At 69.8% G+C, this 18,094-nt stretch carries 11 protein-coding genes; 5 read left to right on the forward strand and 6 right to left on the reverse strand.

Translation table 11 applies throughout. The annotated features are described in order from the left end of the window. Nucleotides 1-162: 162 nt before the first annotated feature. Genes ACS5PK_RS06995 through ACS5PK_RS07020 form a run of 6 tightly spaced genes read right to left on the reverse strand, consistent with a single transcriptional unit; the run spans nt 163 to nt 8,281 of the window. The gene (locus ACS5PK_RS06995) at nt 163-1,086 is read right to left on the reverse strand and encodes an aldo/keto reductase (RefSeq protein ID WP_439439511.1); all 924 of its coding nucleotides are present in this window, start codon (nt 1,084-1,086) and stop codon (nt 163-165) included. After that, the gene (locus ACS5PK_RS07000) at nt 1,083-3,473 is read right to left on the reverse strand and encodes an alpha-amylase family glycosyl hydrolase (protein ID WP_439439512.1); all 2,391 of its coding nucleotides are present in this window, start codon (nt 3,471-3,473) and stop codon (nt 1,083-1,085) included. Before ACS5PK_RS07000 ends, ACS5PK_RS06995 begins: the two co-directional genes overlap by 4 nt. Continuing rightward, nucleotides 3,470-4,360 (reverse strand): maltose ABC transporter permease MalG, encoded by an 891-nt coding sequence (malG, locus tag ACS5PK_RS07005; RefSeq protein ID WP_439439513.1) that lies wholly within the window; start codon nt 4,358-4,360, stop codon nt 3,470-3,472. Before malG ends, ACS5PK_RS07000 begins: the two co-directional genes overlap by 4 nt. Nucleotides 4,361-4,369: 9 nt before the next feature. Next, nucleotides 4,370-5,983: a maltose ABC transporter permease MalF gene (gene malF, locus ACS5PK_RS07010; RefSeq protein WP_439439514.1), complete on the reverse strand. Its 1,614-nt coding sequence runs from the start codon at nt 5,981-5,983 to the stop codon at nt 4,370-4,372. Between the two features lie 7 nt (nt 5,984-5,990). After that, nucleotides 5,991-7,166, reverse strand: coding sequence for a maltose/maltodextrin ABC transporter substrate-binding protein MalE (gene malE, locus ACS5PK_RS07015; protein ID WP_439439515.1), 1,176 nt, complete (start codon nt 7,164-7,166; stop codon nt 5,991-5,993). Continuing rightward, a complete protein-coding gene (locus ACS5PK_RS07020) occupies nt 7,163-8,281 on the reverse strand; it encodes an ABC transporter ATP-binding protein (protein ID WP_439439516.1) in 1,119 nt (372 codons plus the stop codon). Before ACS5PK_RS07020 ends, malE begins: the two co-directional genes overlap by 4 nt. A gap of 404 nt (nt 8,282-8,685) precedes the next feature. On the opposite strand from ACS5PK_RS07020, the gene ACS5PK_RS07025 reads away from it, so the two are divergent. The 5 genes from ACS5PK_RS07025 to malQ are packed head-to-tail and all read left to right on the forward strand — an operon-like array spanning nt 8,686 to nt 18,002. Further along, nucleotides 8,686-11,157 carry a glycogen/starch/alpha-glucan phosphorylase gene (locus tag ACS5PK_RS07025; RefSeq protein WP_439439517.1) on the forward strand — a complete coding sequence of 824 codons (2,472 nt, stop codon included), beginning with the start codon at nt 8,686-8,688 and terminating at the stop codon, nt 11,155-11,157. 15 nt (nt 11,158-11,172) lie between these two features. Next, nucleotides 11,173-13,350, forward strand: a complete 2,178-nt coding sequence (gene glgB / locus ACS5PK_RS07030; RefSeq protein ID WP_439439518.1) for a 1,4-alpha-glucan branching protein GlgB — start codon at nt 11,173-11,175, stop codon at nt 13,348-13,350. Further along, nucleotides 13,347-14,276: an alpha/beta hydrolase gene (locus tag ACS5PK_RS07035; RefSeq protein WP_439439519.1), complete on the forward strand. Its 930-nt coding sequence runs from the start codon at nt 13,347-13,349 to the stop codon at nt 14,274-14,276. Before glgB ends, ACS5PK_RS07035 begins: the two co-directional genes overlap by 4 nt. Then, nucleotides 14,273-16,432, forward strand: a complete 2,160-nt coding sequence (gene glgX / locus ACS5PK_RS07040; protein ID WP_439439520.1) for a glycogen debranching protein GlgX — start codon at nt 14,273-14,275, stop codon at nt 16,430-16,432. Before ACS5PK_RS07035 ends, glgX begins: the two co-directional genes overlap by 4 nt. A gap of 55 nt (nt 16,433-16,487) precedes the next feature. Continuing rightward, nucleotides 16,488-18,002 carry a 4-alpha-glucanotransferase gene (malQ, locus tag ACS5PK_RS07045; protein WP_439439521.1) on the forward strand — a complete coding sequence of 505 codons (1,515 nt, stop codon included), beginning with the start codon at nt 16,488-16,490 and terminating at the stop codon, nt 18,000-18,002. Nucleotides 18,003-18,094: the final 92 nt, after the last annotated feature.

An 18,094-nucleotide genomic window follows, 5' to 3' on the forward strand; every position in this document is an offset into this window, starting at 1 on the left:
CGCTCGGCCCCTTGGGGCAGGCGCCCCTTGCCCCCGCCTGGAGGGCATTGATGGCGGCGTCGAGCCGCCATCAATGCCAGGGGCGCGGCTTGGTGTGGCCCGGTGCTCGGCCCTCTTGGGGCTGGCGCCCCTTGCCCCGCCTGGATGGTGGTGAGGGCGGTCTTAGATCAGACCCGGCCACTGCGCCGCATGGGGCGCGAAGCGCTCGAGCAGGGCTTGCTGCAGCACCTGCGGCAGCGGTCCCTTGGCGACGGCGGCAAGGTTGCGCTTGAAATTCTCCAATCGCCGCGTGCCAGCGATGACGCAGCCCACGCCAGGCAGCCAGGCGGCGAAGCGCAGGGCCATCTCGTCAGGGGGCATATCGGGGGCCAGGTCTTGCCTCAGGGCCTCCAGATCCATGGCCTGCCAGCGGTCCCAGTACTGGCCTTCGGCAAAGTCCTCCGGGCGATGGGCATGGCGCCAGATGGCGCCTGCGAGCGGGCGCTTGGCGATTACGCCCACACCGCGCTCGGCGGCCCGCGCGAGGCGGTCCGGCACGCAGGCCTGGTCGCACACGCTTACCGAGGCCTGCACGGCGCCGAAGAGCGGTTCGGCCAGCGCGAAGTCCAGCGCGGCGTTCTCGCCCGAATAGGCCGCCACACGGATCTTGCCGGCACGCCGGCAGTCGTCCAGGGCGCGGATGACCTCGCCACGTTCGAGGGTTTCCAGCGGGCAGGAGTGCAGGTGGGCGATGTCTATCACCTCGGTGCGCATCACGCGCAGGGCGCGCTCTACGCCCTGCACGATGCAGTCGTAGGTCCAGTCGGGCACGCCTTCCACGCCATAGCCCAGCTTGGTGGAGAGCAGGAACTCCGAACGTCGATGAGCCAGGTGGCGGCCGATGCGTTCCTCGGACAGGCCATAGGAGCGTGCGGTGTCGATCAGCGTCACGCCCAGGTCCAGCACCGCATGGAGCAGGGCGCCGGCCTCGGCCTCGCTGCTGCGCTCGTCGTTGAGGTGCATGGCGCCGAAGCCCAGGGCGCTGAGCTGCAGGCCGCTGCGGCCGAAGGGGCGCAGCAGGGACGGGGCATTGGCGGAAGCGTTCATTCGTTCAGGAGGATGCGCCCGCCCAGCGCAGGCAGCGGCAGGTTCAGGCGGCCTTGCTCGGCCTGGAAGACTTCACCGCTGAGGGCGTCGCGCCAGCGGCTGGGCATTTCGTGGCCCAGCGCAAGGCTGATGCGGGCGGGTGTGGGGGCGTTGCTGAGCACGGTCAGGGCTCGCGCCTCGCCCAGGCGGCGGGGCAGGGCCAGGTGTTGCTTCGTGGCCAGCAGGGGCGCCTGCGGCAGGCCCTGGCGCAGCACGGCATGCTGCTGGCGCAGGGCTGTCAGGCGGCGCAGGTCGGCCTGCAGGCTGTCGTCGGGCTGGCCGCCCTGCTCGGCCCAGGGATAGGGCGCGCGGTTGTAGGGGTCCTCGCCGCCGCCCACGCCGACCTCGTCGCCGTAGTAGATGCTGGGGGCACCGGGGGCACTCATCTGCAGCAGCCAGGCCAGGCGCAGGCGCTGGCGGGCCAGGCGGCGCTGGGCGGGGCTGCTGTTGTCCCGCTCGCCCAAGGCGAAGAGGGCGCGGGGCTGGTCGTGGCTTGACAGCAGGTTCATGTTCGCCAGCAGCGACTGCGGCGGGTAGGCCTCGCGCATGAGTTCCAACTGGGCTGCCAGCTGCCGGGCGTCGCCGCCCGCGGCGAAGTCCAGGGCCGCGCTGCGGAAGATGTAGTTCATCGTCCCATCGAAGCTGTCGCCCAGGAAATACTTGCTGGCGTCGAACCAGGTCTCGGCGATGGTGAGGGCGTCCGGGCGGTGGGCCTTGATGGCGCGACGCCATTCGCGCCAGAAGTCGTCGGGCACCCAGGGCGCCACGTCCATGCGCCAGCCGGCGGCGCCCAGGTCCAGCCAGCGCTGCATCACGCTGTCGGGGCGGCCGTAGGCGAAGTCGCGGAAAGCGCGGCTGTTCTTGTCCAGCTCGGGCAGGTCGGTGACGCCCACCCAGCCCTTGAACTGCTGTTCGGGCGAGGCCTGGCTGGCGTCGAAGCTGAACCAGCCGGCATAGGGCGAGTCCGGCTGGATGCGGCCGCCGCGGAAGGCGCCGTGGCTGGTGTAGCGGGCGAAGCGGTCGAAGTAGAGCGAATCGGCGCCTACATGGTTCAGCGAGGTGTCCGGCAGGATGCGCAGGCCGCGCCGGGCGGCCTCGGCGCAAAGGCGCTCGAAGTCGGCCTGGCTGCCCAGGGCGGGGTCGACCTCGGTGTAGTCGGCTGTGTCGTACTTGTGGTTGCTGGCGGCGCGGAAGATGGGTGTGAGGTAGATCGTGTTGGCGCCCAGGGCCTTGATGTGGTCTAGCTTCTCGATGATGCCGGCCAGGTCCCCGCCGAAGAAGTCGTTGTTGTAGACGCCATCTGAGCCGTCGCCGCTGCCGGGCTTGAAGGGCTTCTCGACCCAGCGGGCGTGGCGCTCGACGTCGTGGCCCTGGTAGCGGTCCTGCACCCGGCCGCCGCCGGGACGCGGGTCGTTGGCGGGGTCGCCGTTGCGGAAGCGCTCGGGGAAGATGGCGTAGTAGATGGCGTCCTGTGCCCAGGCCGGCACGGTGTAGTCGGCCGCGTGGATGGTCTGGCGGTAGCGGCGGATGCGGCGGGTGTCCGCGGGCAGGCGCTCGACCACGGCCGGGCCCATGCTGCCTTTCTCGCGCGTCCAGTGCACCGTGTCCTTGTTGTTCTGAAGGGCGTAGCGGCCCTGGTCGGTTTCCAGCTCGAACCAGTAGCCGAAGACGCCGATCTCGTCGAAGCGCACCGTCGCCGTGAAGCCGGTGCCCAGGCCGCGGCCCTCGGGCGTCATGGCGATGCGTTGCAGGGGCTGGTAGCTCAGCTGCTCCTGGTTGCCCGTGAGCAGGCGGCGTTCCAGCACCAGGGTCGCGCGCAGCAGGCCGGGGCGGCTGCTGCCCAGGGAGAAGCGGATCTCCGTGCCCTGGGGCTGGGCGCCGAAGGGCGTCTTGGAGCCCTCGAAGCGCGAGTCGAAGTGCGTGCTCAGCGCGGCCTCGTCCGTTATGCGCGCAGGGGGCGAGGGCTTGAAGCGCTGCGGGCCCAGGTCCAGCGTGGGCTGGCCCGCAGCGCCAAAGCGCAGGCGCAGGGTGTGGGCGCCGCGGAAGTCCAGCCGGTAGTTGCCCACCGCCGCCGCGCCGCGTGCGAGGCGGCCTTGCGCGTCGCCGCCCAGGGTGCTGTCCGAGGTCCAGGCTTCGTCGGCGATCTTGAACTCCTGCGGGCCCTGGGCGCGCAGGTTCAGGTAGTAGCCATCGCAGCGGTACTCGAAGGCCTGCTCGTCCTGCGCCGCCCAGTTGTTGAGGCTGCCGCGCAGGTAGAGCACGGTGTCGCCGAAGGGCGCGGGCTGGCAGGGGCGGGCATGGGCGGCGGGCGCGAGCAGGGCCAGCGTGGCAAGGACGAGGGCCCTCATCCCTTCACGCCACCAGCCGTGAGGCCGGAGACGATCCAGCGCTGCGCCAGCAGGAACACCAGGGTGATGGGCAGGCCCGAGAGCACGGCCGCGGCGGCGAAGTCGCCCCACAGGAAACGCTGGTCGTGCAGGAAGTACTTGGAGCCCACGGCCAGGGTCAGGTTGCTCTCCTCGCGCAGCAGCACCGAGGCCACCGGGTACTCGATGATGGCGCCGATGAAGGCCAGCACGAAGCACACCATCAGGATGGGCAGGGCCATGGGCAGCAGCACGCGGCTGAAGGCCTGCCAGTGGCTGGCGCCGTCGACCTTGGCGTTCTCCTCGATCTCGGTCGGAATGGTCTCGAAGTAGCCCTTGATGGTCCACACATGCGTGGCCACACCGCCGAGATAGGCCAGCACCAGGCCGGCGTGCGTCTCCAGGCCCAGCAGGGGCACCTGGCTGCCTATGGTCTCGAAGATGGCGTAGATCGCCACCAGGGCCAGCACCGGCGGGAACATCTGCAGCAGCAGCATGCTGTTGAGCAGGCCGGCCTTGAAGGGGAACTTCAGCCGCGCGAAGGCATAGGCCGCCGTGGTGGAGATGGCCACGATGGCACAGGCTGAGATCGTGGCGACCTTGATGGAGTTCCACAGCCAGGTCAGCACCGGGAAGGGCGGCTGCACCAGGGCGCCGTCCGGGCCCTGGTAGGGGATGCCCAGGGCCAGCTTCCAGTGCTCCAGGCTGATCTCGGTGGGGATCAGGCTGCCGGTGGCGAAGTTGCCCGGCCGCAGCGAGATGGACACCACCGCCAGCAGCGGGAACAGCGTCAGCGCCAGGAAGGCCCACAGCAGGGCGTGGGCCGCGAAGGTGCGCCAGCGCGCTTGCTTGCCTCGAACGATGGCCATGGGGTTTCCTTACTGCTGTGATTTGCGCATGAGGCGGAGGTTCAGCAAGGACATCGCCGCCACCAGGAAGAAGATCAGCGTGGAGATCGCCGCCGCCAGGCCGAAGTCCGAGCCCGAGTCGCGGAAGGCGATGCGGTAGGTGTAGGACACCAGGATGTCCGTCTGCCCCGCCGGCAGCTTGGTGGAGAGGAAGTCCGGCCGGCCGTCGGTCAGCAGGGCGATCAGCACGAAGTTGTTGAAGTTGAAGGCGAAGGCGCTGATCAGCAGGGGCGAGAGCGGCTTGATGATCAGCGGCGCGGTGATGCGCCAGAAGTTGGTCCAGGGCCCGGCGCCCACGATGGCCGAGGCCTCGTAGAGGTCCGAGGGGATGGCCTTCAGCAGGCCCGAGCACAGGATCATGATGTAGGGGTAGCCCAGCCAGATGTTGACGATCAGCAGCATCAGCTTGGCCAGCATCGGGTCCGCGAACCAGGCCGGCTTGATGCCGAAGAGCGCGTCCAGGATGGCGTTGATCTCCCCGAAGTTCTGGTTGAACAGGCCCTTGAACACGAGGATGGAGATGAAGCCCGGCACGGCGTAGGGCAGGAAGAGCAGGGTGCGGTAGGCCGTGCGGCCCTTGAGGTCCTCCCAGTTCAACAGCACGGCCAGGAACATGCCGATGAAGGTCGCGCCCGCCACCGTGGCCAGGGAGAACAGCACGGTCCAGATGAAGATGCTCACGAAGGGGCCGCGGAACTCGGCGTCGAAGAGCATGCGGCTGTAGTTCTGCAGGCCCACCAGGACCTTGTAGCCGGGCTGGAGGATCTCGCCCGCCTCATTGCGGTAGTAGCCCAGCTTGCCGTCAGGGGCGTAGCGCACGCCGTCGGCCACGCGCAGCAGGCTGCCATCCGCTTGCTCCACGTAATGCGGCGCCACGGGGCCGTACTCGCGCAGGCCCAGGTAGCGCAGCTGCGCCTCGGGGCCGCTGCGGTCGGGCAGCAGCAGCTGCAGCTGAGCCAGGGCCTCGCGGTGCTCGACGAGCTCGCGCAGGGGCAGGGCGGCCTGCAGGGGGCTTTGCAGGGGCAGGTGCTCGTCCTTGGCGGCCTGCATCGTGACCTTGAGCGGCTCACGGGTCTTGCGCAGGGCCAGCGGCGGCGATACGTAGCGCGGCTGCGCCGTGCCCGGGGTGCTCAGCACCACGCGGAACTCGGGGCCGTCGGCATGCAGGCTGAAGCCCATCACGCCGGACTCGATCACCTCGTGCTGGTCCAGCAGGTAGGCCCGCACCCGGGCCTGGCTCAGCAGGTGGGCCGAGGAGTAGTTGGTGAAGCCAATCTGCGCCGTGTACACCAGCGGGAATGCGATGAAGACCGCCATGCCGGCCACGCCGGGAAAGAGGTAGCGCCAGGCGAAGCCGGCCCGCAGATAGATGTAGAAGGCGCCGCCGAACAGGGCCAGCGCCCCGGCCGCCCAGGCCGTCTGGCCCGCGGCGTAGATGGAGAAGATAAGGTACAGCGCGCCCAGCATCAGGGCCGCCACGACGGGCCAGCGCAGCATGGCGGCCAGGCGGCTCCAGATCGAGGGCGGCAGGGTGCCGTAGGCCGCGGCGAGCGGGGAGGAGGATGCAGCAGCGTTGGAATTCATGCGCGGCTCACTTCTTCAGGAGCATGCGGGCGGCAGCGCCGTCCAGCGCGTCCTTGGGGCTCTGCAGGCCATTGCTGATGGCCTCCAGCGCGGCGTCCATGGCGGTCCAGAAGCGGCCCACCTCGGGGATGTTGGGGATGGGCTCGCCCAGGCGGGCGTTCTCCATGCTGGCCTTGATCAGTGGATTGACCGAGAGCTCGGCATAGAAGGCCTTGTTGGCCGGCACGCCCAGGGGCACGTCGGCGTCCAGCACCTTCAGGGCCTCGGGGCGCAGCAGGTGCTGCTCCAGGAACTCGCGGGCGAGGTCCTTCTGACGCGAGGGCGCCGAAATCATGCAGCCCAGCACGCCCACGAAGGGCTTGGAGTACTGCCCCGGCTTCAGGCCCGGCACGGGGGCCACGCCGAAGTCGATGCGGGCGCGGCGCGCGTTGTCCCAGGCCCAGGGGCCGGAGATCATCATGGCCACCTCGCCGCGGGCGAAGCCGCTTTCCATCTCGGCATAGTTGGCGCCCTTGGGCATGTGGCCCTCGCGCACCAGGCGGTTGATCATCTCGGCGCCGGCCAGGGCCCCGTCGTTGTTGACACCGACCTGCCCGGCATCAAAGTCGCCGCGCGCATCGCGGCCGTAGATCTGCCCGCCCGCGCCGGCCAGCACCTGCCAGCTGAAGAAGCTCTTGTTGTAGTGCCACAGGATGGCGCGCTTGCCCTGGTCTTGCAGGCGGCGGTCCAGCTGGATCACCTCCTCGAAGGTCTTGGGCGGCACAGGCACCAGGGCCTTGTTGTAGAGCAGTCCGGTGGTCTCGATGGCGATCGGATAGCCCCAGATCCTGCCTTGATAGCTGAAGGCGCGCCAGGCGGTCTCCTCGATCTCGGCCCGCAGCTGGGTCGAGGGCCGCAGCGGCGTCAGCAGGCCGGCCTTGGCCCACTCGCCCACGCGGTCATGCGGCCAGCAGAAGATGTCCGGGCCCTTGCCGGCACCGGCGGCCTGCTGGAACTTGTCCGTCGCGTCCACGGGGTGCTCGACCACCACCTTGACGCCCGAGACCTTCTCGAAGGCCTGGCCCACCTTCTGCAGGCCGTTGTAGGCCTTGTCGCCGTTGATCCAGACCAGCAGGGTGGGTGGCGTGGCGGCCTGGGCCAGACCGCCCGCGAGCAGGGCCAAGGCTGTCAGCGCGGCCCTCATGCGCCCAGCTCCGGCGCGGCCAGGCGGCGCAAGGCCTGACCCTCGGCGTCGAAGAGGTAGAGCGCCTCGGGCGGGAAGCGCAGCTTGAGCTGGTCCCCGCTGCGCAGGCGGTCGCAGCCGTTGCGGCCCTCGAACTGGCAGGTCAGGGCCTCCTCGATGCCGGGGAAGGGGCAATAGGCGAAGGTGGTGCCGCCCAGGGACTCGACGAAGGTGACCGTGGTCTCCAGCTGGTTGCCCTCGCCGCTGGTGCGGATGTGCTCGGGGCGTATGCCCAGGGTGACCTTGTCCCCCACCTGCGCGCGGCTGGCGTCCACCAGGGCGCGCATGGTGAGGCCGCCTGCGAGGCGGACGTCGGCATGGCCCGGCTCGATGGCGGCGATCTCGCCTGCGATGAAGTTCATCTTGGGGCTGCCGATGAAGCCGGCCACGAAGAGATTGCACGGGTGCTCGTACAGCTCCAGCGGCGTGCCCACCTGCTCGATGCGGCCGGCCTGCAGCACCACGATGCGGTCGGCCAGGGTCATGGCCTCGACCTGGTCGTGGGTCACGTAGACCATGGTGGTCTTGAGCTCCTCGTGCAGCTTGGCGAACTCGTAGCGCATGCGCACGCGCAGGGCGGCGTCGAGGTTGGACAGGGGCTCGTCGAAGAGGAAGACCTCGGGCTTGCGCACGATGGCCCGGCCGATGGCCACGCGCTGGCGCTGGCCGCCCGAGAGGTCCTTGGGCTTGCGCTCCAGCAGGTGCTCGATGTGCAGGATGCGCGCGGCATGGCGCACCGCCGTGTCGATCTCGGCCTTGGGCACCTTGGCCAGCTGCAGGCCGAAGGCCATGTTGTCGTACAGGTTCATGTGCGGGTAGAGCGCATACGACTGGAACACCATGGCGATGCCACGCTCGGCCGGCGGCACGTCGTTGACCAGGCGGCCGCCGATGCGCAGCTCGCCGCCGGTGATGTCCTCCAGGCCCGCGATGGAGCGCAGCAGGGTGGACTTGCCGCATCCCGAGGGACCGACGAAGACCATGAACTCACCGTCCCGGATCTCCAGGTCGATGCCATGCAGGATTTGGGTCTCGCCGTAGGCCTTGGCCACGGACTGCAGCAACACGCTCGCCACTTGTCTACCTCCGCCGGCCTGCGCGGGCAGGGCGGCTTGTCTCGCTCATGGGATGGTCCGTGCGGGGCCAGGACCTCGTTTGTAGAGAATATACAGTTCAAAATGTAGTCATACAACATGAGACACCCTGACTCACTGAATCGCTTTCATTGAAAATCAACCACTTAAAGTGAATGTCGGGTTAACCCGCTGTAGTGAAACTACACAAATTCAACGAGCTGGGTGATACTTTCACCGTCGCGCTCACAGGTCCGGACCCTGTGGGCTGTGTGTCTGATGCGGCGGCGGGCCCGAAACGCGGGGTCTGCAGCCGAATGCGCGGGGCCGGCCTTGGCCGCCCCCAGGGATGAATTCCTATGTTGTCCACGCTCTTCAACGCGGCCAAATCCACGGCGCGAGGTGCCATGAACTCCCCTTCCGCTTCCTCCCCCCTGACGACTGCCTTCACGGTGGCCCTGCAACGTGAGCTGCAGCAACGCGCCCTGGTGGGCGCCACGCCCGGCCGCGACGAGCTGATGCGCGCTGCCGCCGCAGCCAGCCGCGAGCTGCTGGCCCAGCGCTGGGCTGCCACGCAGGCGGCTGACGCCCAGCGCGGCGCCGATGCAGCCTGCCGCCGCGTCCACTACCTCTCGATGGAGTTCCTGATGGGCCGGGCCCTCAGCAACGCCCTGGCCGCGCTGCGCCTGGACGGCGTGCTGCAGACGCAGCTGCAGGCGCAGGGCCAGGACCTCTCCGGCGTGCTGGAGCGCGAGCCCGACGCCGCCCTGGGCAATGGCGGCCTGGGCCGTCTGGCCGCCTGCTTCCTCGACTCCTTCGCGGAGCTGGGCCTGCCGTCCTTCGGCTATGGCCTGCGCTACCAGTACGGCATGTTCGCCCAGGGCATCCAGGACGGCCGCCAGGTCGAATCCCCCGATGACTGGCTGCGCCTGGGCAATCCCTGGGAGCTGCCGCGCCCGGAGCTGCGCTACAGCGTGGGCTTCGGCGGCCGTGTGGAGGTGGACGCCAGCGGCGCGCGCCGCTGGGTGCCGGCCGAGGTGCTGGTGGCCCAGGCTTATGACTTCATCGTGCCGGCCCACCACAGCGAGCGTGTCTCGACACTGCGCCAGTGGCATGCCCAGGCGGCCGCGCCCATCGACTTCCAGGCCTTCTGCCGCGGCGACTACGCTGGCGCCGCCAGCCGCCAGGTGGCGGCGGATTCGCTCAACTGGGTGCTCTACCCCGATGATTCCACCGAGGCTGGCCGCGAGCTGCGCCTCAAGCAGGAAGCCTTCCTGGTCAGCGCCTCGCTGCAGGACCTGATTGCGCGCCATCTGCGCGAGTTCGGCTCGCTGCAGGAGCTCGGCCGGACCAACGCCATCCATCTCAACGACACCCACCCGGCCCTGGCTCCGGCCGAGCTGATGCGCCTGCTGCTGGACGAGCACGGCCTGTCCTGGGACGAGGCCTGGGCGATCACCCGCCAGGCCGTCAGCTACACCAACCACACCCTGATGCCCGAGGCCCTGGAGACCTGGCCCGTGCGCATGTTCGAGGCCCTGCTGCCGCGCCATCTCGAGATCATCTACGAGATCAATCACCGCTTCCTGCAGGAGCTGGGCCAGCGATTCCCGGGGGACGATGCATTGGCTGCACGTGTCTCGCTGATCGACGAGGGTGGCAACTACGGCGGCGAGCGTCGGGTGCGCATGGCCGCGCTGTCCATCGTGGCCTCGCACCGCGTCAATGGCGTAGCCGCGTTGCACTCGGAGCTGATGGTGCAGACCATCTTTGCTGACTACGCCCGCATCTTCCCCGAGCGCTTCCACAACGTGACCAATGGCGTGACCCCGCGCCGCTGGCTGCAGCAGGCCAATCCGGCGCTGTCCACCGTGATCGACGGCGCCATCGGCACGGCCTGGCGCCAGGATCTCTCCAGGCTGCAGGGCCTCGCGGCCCATGCCAAGGACGCCGGTCTGATCGAGCGCTTCCGCAGCGTGAAGCGCGCCAACAAGCAGCGCCTGGCCGAGCGCATCCGCCGCGAGCTGGGCCTGGCCGTCAATGTGGACAGCCTCTTCGATGTGCAGATCAAGCGCATCCACGAATACAAGCGCCAGCTGCTGAACCTGCTGCACGTCATCGCCCGCTACCAGGCCATCGTCGCCCACCCCGAAGGCGTGGACGGTCAGGGCTGGGTGCCGCGCACCGTGGTGATCGCCGGCAAGGCGGCCTCGGCCTATCACATGGCCAAGCTGATCATCCAGCTGGCGCACGACGTGGCCCGCGTGGTCAACAGCGATCCGCGCGTGGGGGACAAGCTCAAGCTCGCCTTCCTGCCCAACTACGGCGTCTCGCTGGCCGAGACCATCATCCCCGCGGCCGACCTCTCCGAGCAGATCTCCACCGCCGGCACCGAGGCCTCGGGCACCGGCAACATGAAGTTCGCGCTGAACGGCGCGCTGACCATCGGCACCTGGGACGGCGCCAACATCGAGATGGCCGAGCACATGGGCGTGGACCAGATGTTCGTCTTCGGCCTGCGCACCGAGGCCGTGGCCGGGCTCAAGAGCCTGGGCTACGACCCGCGCCTGTACGTCGAGCAGAACCGCCAGCTGCAGGGCGTGATCCGCGCCATCGCCGAGGGCGACTTCTGCGGCGGCGACACGGCCCGCTACAAGCCCCTGGTCGACAAGCTGCTGGGCGCCGACCCCTACCTGCTGATGGCCGACTTCGCCGACTACGTGGCCACCCAGGCGAAGGTCGACGCCGTCTACCGCGACGCCCAGGCCTGGGGCGAGCAGGCGATCCGCAACGTGGCGGGCATGGGCTGGTTCTCCTCGGACCGCACCATTGCCGAGTACGTCGAGCGCGTCTGGTCGCCGGCTTCGCTGAAGGCCTGATCCCAGGGCGCGCGCATGCTCGACGACAGCACCCTGCAGGCCCTGCTGGACGCCCGGCATGGCGATCCCTTCGCCGTGCTGGGCCAGCATGCCGACGAGCAGGGGCGGCTGTGGCTGCGCGCCTGCCTGCCGGGCGCGCAGGCGGTGCAGGTGCTGGACGCCGCCAGCGGCCGCGCGCTGTGCCCGATGACGGCGCGCGTGCCGGGCCTCTTTTTCGAGACCATCGTCCCGCGCCGCCGCAAACCCTTTGCCTACCGCCTCTTCGTGCAGTGGCAGGCCGGCGGCCCCTGGCAGCGCATGGACGATGCCTACGCCTTCGGCCCCCAGCTGTCTGAAGCCGAGCTGCAGCAACTCGCGGCTGGGCAGCATCTGCGGCCCTGGCAGGTGCTGGGCGCCCATCTGCAGCAGGTGGACGGCGTGGCCGGCACGCGCTTCGCCGTCTGGGCGCCGAATGCCCGGCGTGTCAGCGTGGTGGGCAGCTTCAACCAGTGGGACGGCCGCCGCCACCCCATGCGCCGCCGTCATGAGGCCGGCGTCTGGGAGCTCTTCATCCCGGCGGTGCAGGCCGGCGATCGCTACCAGTTCGAGATCCTGGGCGCCGAGGGTCAGGTCTTGCTCAAGGCCGATCCCTATGCCCGCCAGGCCCAGTTCCGGCCAGACACCGCCAGCATCGTCTGCGCGGAGCCGCCCCAGATGCGCCTGCCTGTCGACCGCCGGCCGGTCAACCGGCGCGACGCGCCCATCAGCATCTACGAGGTCCACGCCCTGTCCTGGCGCCGCCCCCCAGGCGGCGGCCCCTCGGACTTCGTCGACTGGGACACCCTGGCCGCCACGCTGCCGGGCTATGCCGCGGGCCTGGGCTTCACGCACATCGAGCTGCTGCCCATCTCCGAGCATCCCTTCGATGGCTCCTGGGGTTACCAGACCTTGGGTCTTTATGCCCCGACGGCCCGCCTGGGCGATCCGCGCGGCCTGGCCCGCTTCGTGGAGGCCTGCCATGCCCAGGGCCTGGGCGTGCTGCTGGACTGGGTGCCCGCACATTTCCCTGCTGATGCCCATGGCCTTGCGCAGTTCGACGGCACCCACTGCTACGAGTACGCCGACCCTCGCGAAGGCTTCCACCGTGACTGGAACACGCTGATCTACCACTTCGGCCGCCTCGAGACCCGGCAGTTCCTGGTGGGCAATGCCCTCTACTGGCTGGAGCAGTGGGGCGTGGACGGCCTGCGCGTGGACGCCGTGGCCTCCATGCTCTACCGCGACTACTCCCGTCCGGCCGGCGAGTGGGTGCCCAATGTGCACGGCGGCCGCGAGAACCTGGAGGCCATCGCCTTTCTGCGCCGCATGAACGAGGTGATCGGCGCCGAGGCGCCGGGTGGCATCACCGTGGCGGAGGAGTCCACCAGCTTCCCCGGCGTCAGCGCGCCCACTTCGGCCGGCGGCCTGGGCTTCCACTACAAATGGAATATGGGCTGGATGAACGACACCCTGCGCTACATGCACGAGGACCCCATCCACCGCAAATGGCACCACGAGAAGATGAGCTTCGGCCTCGTCTATGCCTTCAGCGAGAACTTCGTGCTGCCGCTCTCGCATGACGAGGTGGTGCATGGCAAGGGTTCGCTGCTGGGCAAGATGCCGGGCGACGCCTGGCAACGCTTCGCCAATCTGCGGGCCTACTACGGCTTCATGTGGGGCCACCCCGGTAAGAAGCTGCTGTTCATGGGTCAGGAGTTCGCCCAGGACAGCGAATGGAACCATGACGCCGAGCTGCCCTGGGCCCTGCTGGACCAGCCGGCCCATGCCGGCGTGCAGGTGCTGGTGCGCGACCTCAACCGCGTCTACCGCGAACGACCCAGCCTGCACCGGCAGGACTGCGAGGCCGCGGGCTTCCAGTGGCTGGTCAGCGAAGACCGCGACCATTCCGTCTTCGCCTGGCTGCGCCGCGAGCCGGGCGGCGAGCAGACCCTGGTGATCTGCAACTTCACGCCGGTGCCCCGCGAGGGCTACCGCATTCCCCTGCCGGAAGGCCCGCGCGCCTGGCGCGAGGTGATCAACACCGACGCCAGCTACTACGGCGGCAGCAATCTGGGCAACCAGCAGGCGGTGCTGCCCGTGGTCGACGGCCATCTGCAGCTGCTGCTGCCGCCGCTGGCCACGCTGATGCTGGCGCCGGTGGAGGAGGGCGCATGAGGCGCCGGCAGCTGATGCAGGGTGCTGCGGCGCTGGCGGCAGCCGGGGCCGTGGGCGCTGAAGAGGCCTTGCTGCCGCAGGTGTCCGCCGGCCGCCTGGAGCGGCTGGTGCTGGAGGATGCGCAGCTGGGCGATCGCCCGGTCGACGTCTGGCTGCCGCCGGGCTACCGCGGGGACCGGCCCCATGCGGTGCTCTACATGCACGACGGCCAGATGCTTTTCGACGCCCGCCACACCTGGAACCGCCAGGCCTGGGCGGTGGACGCCGTCGCCGCGCCGCTGATCGCCGAGGGCACGCTGCGCGACTTCATCGTGGTGGGCCTGCACAACCACGCCGGGCAGCGCCATGCCGAGTTCTTCCCGCAGGCCTGCTGGCCCGCCGTGGAGCAGACGGCCGCCGGGCAGCGCTACCTCGCCGGTCAGCTGAAGCATCCGCCCTTGTCCGACGCCTATCTGCACAGCCTGGTCCATGTGCTCAAGCCCCGCATCGATGCGCGCTACGCCACCGATCCCCGCCCCGCCTCGACCTTTCTGATGGGCTCCAGCATGGGCGGCCTGATCAGCCTCTACGGCCTGTGCGAGTACCCGGAGGTCTTCGGCGGCGCCGCGGCGCTGAGCACGCACTGGATCGGCCTGTACGAGCGCAATGCCGAGATCCCCGGCGCGCTGCGGGCCTACCTCGAACGCAAGCTGCCCGCGCCGGGTAGCCATCGCCTCTACCTGGACCGCGGCACCATCGGCCTGGATGCGCTCTATGACGAGGCGCAGGCCCGTGTGGACGCCCTGCTGGCCGAGCGGGGCCACCGTCCGCCGCTCACCCAGTCCCGCGTCTTCGAAGGCGCGGACCACACCGAGCAGCACTGGGCCCAGCGCCTGGCGCTGCCGCTGCGGGCCCTGCTGGCCCGCCAGGAAGCTGCTGCCGCATGAAGACCGCCCTGCCTGACCATCTGGCCCCCGGCCGCACCGAGCCCCTGGGCACCCTGGCCCGCGACGGCGGCGTCAACGTGGCCGTCTTTTCCGAGCACGCCGAGGCCATCGAGCTGTGCGTGTTCGACGCCGAGGGCCAGCGCGAGCTGCGCCGCTACCGCCTGCATGGCCCGCATGACGGCCTCTTCCATGGCTTTTTGCCGGGCTTGGGGTCAGGTCTTGTCTACGGCCTGCGGGCCCACGGCCCCTACGCGCCGGAGTGCGGCCAGCGCTTCAATCCGCACAAGCTGCTGCTGGACCCTTACGCCCGCGAGATCATCGGCCACTTCAGCTGGCAGGCCGAGCACCACGGCTACGAGCTGGGCCACCCCGAGGGTGCGCGCAGCTTCGACACCCGGGACAACGCCTTGCACGCGCTCAAGGCCCGCGTGGCCGCGCCGGCCAGCCAGCCCAGCCCCCGCGCCTCGGCGCCCCGCCACGCGGCGGCGGATCTGCTGCTGTACGAGGTGCATGTGAAGGGCTTTTCCGCGACGCACCCCGGCATCCCCGAGGCCTTGCGCGGCAGCTACGCGGCCCTGGCCCATCCGGCCGCCATCGCGCATTTCCAGCGCCTGGGCGTGAGCACGCTCTCCCTGCTGCCGGTGCACTACGCGATTGACGAGCCCCACCTCGGGGAGAAGGGCTTGCACAACTACTGGGGCTACAACACCCTGGGCTTCTTTGCGCCGGACCCGCGCCTGGCGAGCTGTGCCGTGCGGCACGATCCGGCCCTGGTGGCTGCGGAGTTCCGGGCCATGGTCGAGGCCCTGCATGCGGCGGGGCTGGAGGTGGTGCTGGACGTGGTCTACAACCACACGCCCGAGGGCAACGAGTTCGGCCCCACCCTGTCCTGGCGCGGCCTGGACAACCGCAGCTATTACCGCGCCGTGCCGGACGACGCCAGCCGCGCCGAGAACCTCACCGGCTGCGGCAACACGCTCAACACCCAGCATCCGCGGGTCACGCAGTTCGTGCTCGATTCCCTGCGCTTCTGGGTGCAGGAGATGGGTGTGGACGGCTTCCGCTTCGACCTGGCGCCCGTGTTGGGCCGCGGCCCGCATGGCTTCGATCCGCAGGCGGCTTTCTTCACGGCGCTGCGCCAGGATCCGGTGCTGGCCGGCGTGCACCTGATCGCCGAGCCCTGGGATGCCGGCTACGACGGCTACCAGCTGGGCCGCTTCCCCGGCCGCTTCATGGAATGGAACGACAAGTTCCGCGACGCGGTGCGCGGCTACTGGATCGGCCCCGAGGCCACGCAGGCGCGCCTGGGCCACGCCATCAGCCGTGGCGAGTTCGCGCGGCGCTTCAGTGCCTCCAGCGATGTGTTCCACCATGCGCAGCGCCTGCCCACGGCCTCGGTCAACTTCATCGCTGTGCACGACGGCTACACGCTCCATGACCTGCTGAGCTACAGCGGCAAGCACAACCACGCCAACGGCGAGGACAACCGCGACGGCCGCGACGGCGAGCTGGCCCACAACTTCGGCCACGAAGGTGAGGGCGCTCCGGCCGAGGTACAGGCCGTGCGCGAGCGGCTGCGCCGGGCCCTGCTGGCCACCCTGCTGCTGGCGCAGGGCACGCCCATGCTCAATGCAGGCGACGAGCTGGCCAACAGCCAACAGGGCAACAACAACGCCTACTGCCAGGACAACGCCCTGGGCTGGCTGGACTGGCAGCAAGACAGCCTTGCCCTGCAGTCCTTCGTTGCCCGCGTCAGCGCGCTGCGCCGCGCCCAGCCGCTGCTGCGCCATGAGCGCTGGTTCGTGTCGGCCGGGCAGGGCGGGGCGCCGCATGCGGGCGACGCGCAGCTGCGCTGGTTCTCGCCACAGGGCCACGAGATGCAGGTGCAGGACTGGCACCTGGGTCATGAGCAGGCCCTGGCCTGCCTGATCTCGGCTCTGCCCGCGGGCGACCAGCCGCGGCTGGCCCTGCTGTTCAACCCCGAGGCCCAGCCCCGGCGCTTCCAGGCGCCCGCGGAATGCGGCGGCAGGTCCTGGCGTCTGCTGCTGGACAGCAGCCAGGCCGACGGCCGCCCGCAGCTGCAGGCCCTGAGCCTGGACCTGGCCTTCGAGGTGCCCGCCCACAGCCTCTGGCTGCTGCAGTCCCAGCCCGACTGAGCCGACGCCCCCCAGCCCACTCCCCTCCACACCTTTTTGTACGAGACTTGCGCGCATGGACCTGAACCAACGCCTCGCCGGTGTGCTGCTGCACATCACCTCCCTGCCTGGCCCCCACGGCATGGGCGACTTCGGCCCGGATGCCTACCGCTATGTGGACTGGCTGCAGTCCGCCGGCCAGGGCTTGTGGCAGTGGCTGCCCTCGACGCCTATCGGCCCCGGTGACAGCCCCTACCAGGGCGTTTCAGCCTTCGCGGGCAGTCCCTGGATGGTGGCTTTCGAGCCGCTGGTGCAGAAGGGCTGGATGAGCGCGCCGCCGCTGCCCGAAGGCGGCTTCGACGCTTCCCGCGTGGACTACGGCCGCGTGCTGCCCTGGCGCGAGCAGCAGCTGCGTGCCGCGGAGGCCGGCTTCCGCGCCAAGGCCAGCGCGGCCGAGCAGGCCGAGTTCGCCACCTGGTGCGCCTCGCAGGCGGACTGGCTGGAGGACTACGCCCTCTTCATGGCCATCCGCAGCCCCCGCGGCGGCCAGCCCTGGTGGCAGTGGCCGCAAGACCTGGCACGCCGCGAGCCCGCGGCCCTGGCCGCCGCGCGCCGGGAGCACGCCGCGGAGATCGCCTTCTGGCGCTTCGTGCAATGGTGCTTCGACTGGCAGGTGGCCGGCCTCAAGCGCTATGCCAACGAGCGCGGCGTGCGCATCATGGGCGACCTGCCCATCTTCGTGGCCCATGACAGCGCCGACTGCTGGGCCCGCCCGGACCTCTACGACCTGGATGAGCAGTTCCAGACCGTCACCGTGGCCGGCGTGCCGCCCGATGCGCTCTCGGCCGAGGGCCAGCGCTGGGGCAATCCGCTGTACCGCTGGGACCGCATGGCCGCCGAAGGCTATGCCTGGTGGACGGCCCGCGTGCGCCGCGCCCTGAGCAGCGCCGATGTCTTCCGCATCGACCATTTCCGCGGCTTCGCCGGCTACTACGAGATTCCTGGCAGCAGCCCCGACGCCAGGCAGGGCGTCTGGCGCACCGGCCCCGGCAAGGCCCTGTTCGATGCCATCGAGCAGGCCCTGGGCCCGCTGCCCATCGTGGCCGAGGACCTGGGCTTCATCACCGAGGACGTGCACGAGCTGCGCGATGCCTGCGGCTTCCCCGGCATGAAGATCCTGCAGTTCGGCTTCGGCGGCGACGGCAGGCACGAGTTCCTGCCCCAGATGTGGCCCCGCGCCGCCGTGGCCTACACCGGCACGCATGACAACGACACCGTGCTGGGCTGGTGGCGCAACGCCAGCGCCCGCGAACGGGCCTTCGCCGGCACCTACCTGGCCTGCGGCGAGCACGACGTGCACTGGGCCATGATCCGCGCCTGCTGCAATTCCGTCGCCGACATGGCGGTCTTCCCCATGCAGGACGTGCTGGGCCTGGGCGGCGAGCACCGCATGAACGTGCCTGGCATCCTGGGCGGCAACTGGGCCTGGCGCCTGCGCTGGGACATGCTTGACAGCGAGCATGCCCGGGTGCTGGGCCTGATCACGGCGGCCAGCGGGCGTGCGGATGTGGCCTTGATGCGCTTGCCCTGAGGGCCTGATGCAGGCAGGCCCGGGCCGGTGTTGCCTGGATGAAAACGCTTTCTTAGCATGAAACCCGGTGTGTCTTGCCCCGGGTGAGTCCG

This window comes from Roseateles sp. DB2 (genome assembly GCF_051857535.1).
Classification (GTDB): Bacteria; Pseudomonadota; Gammaproteobacteria; order Burkholderiales; family Burkholderiaceae_C; genus Roseateles_B.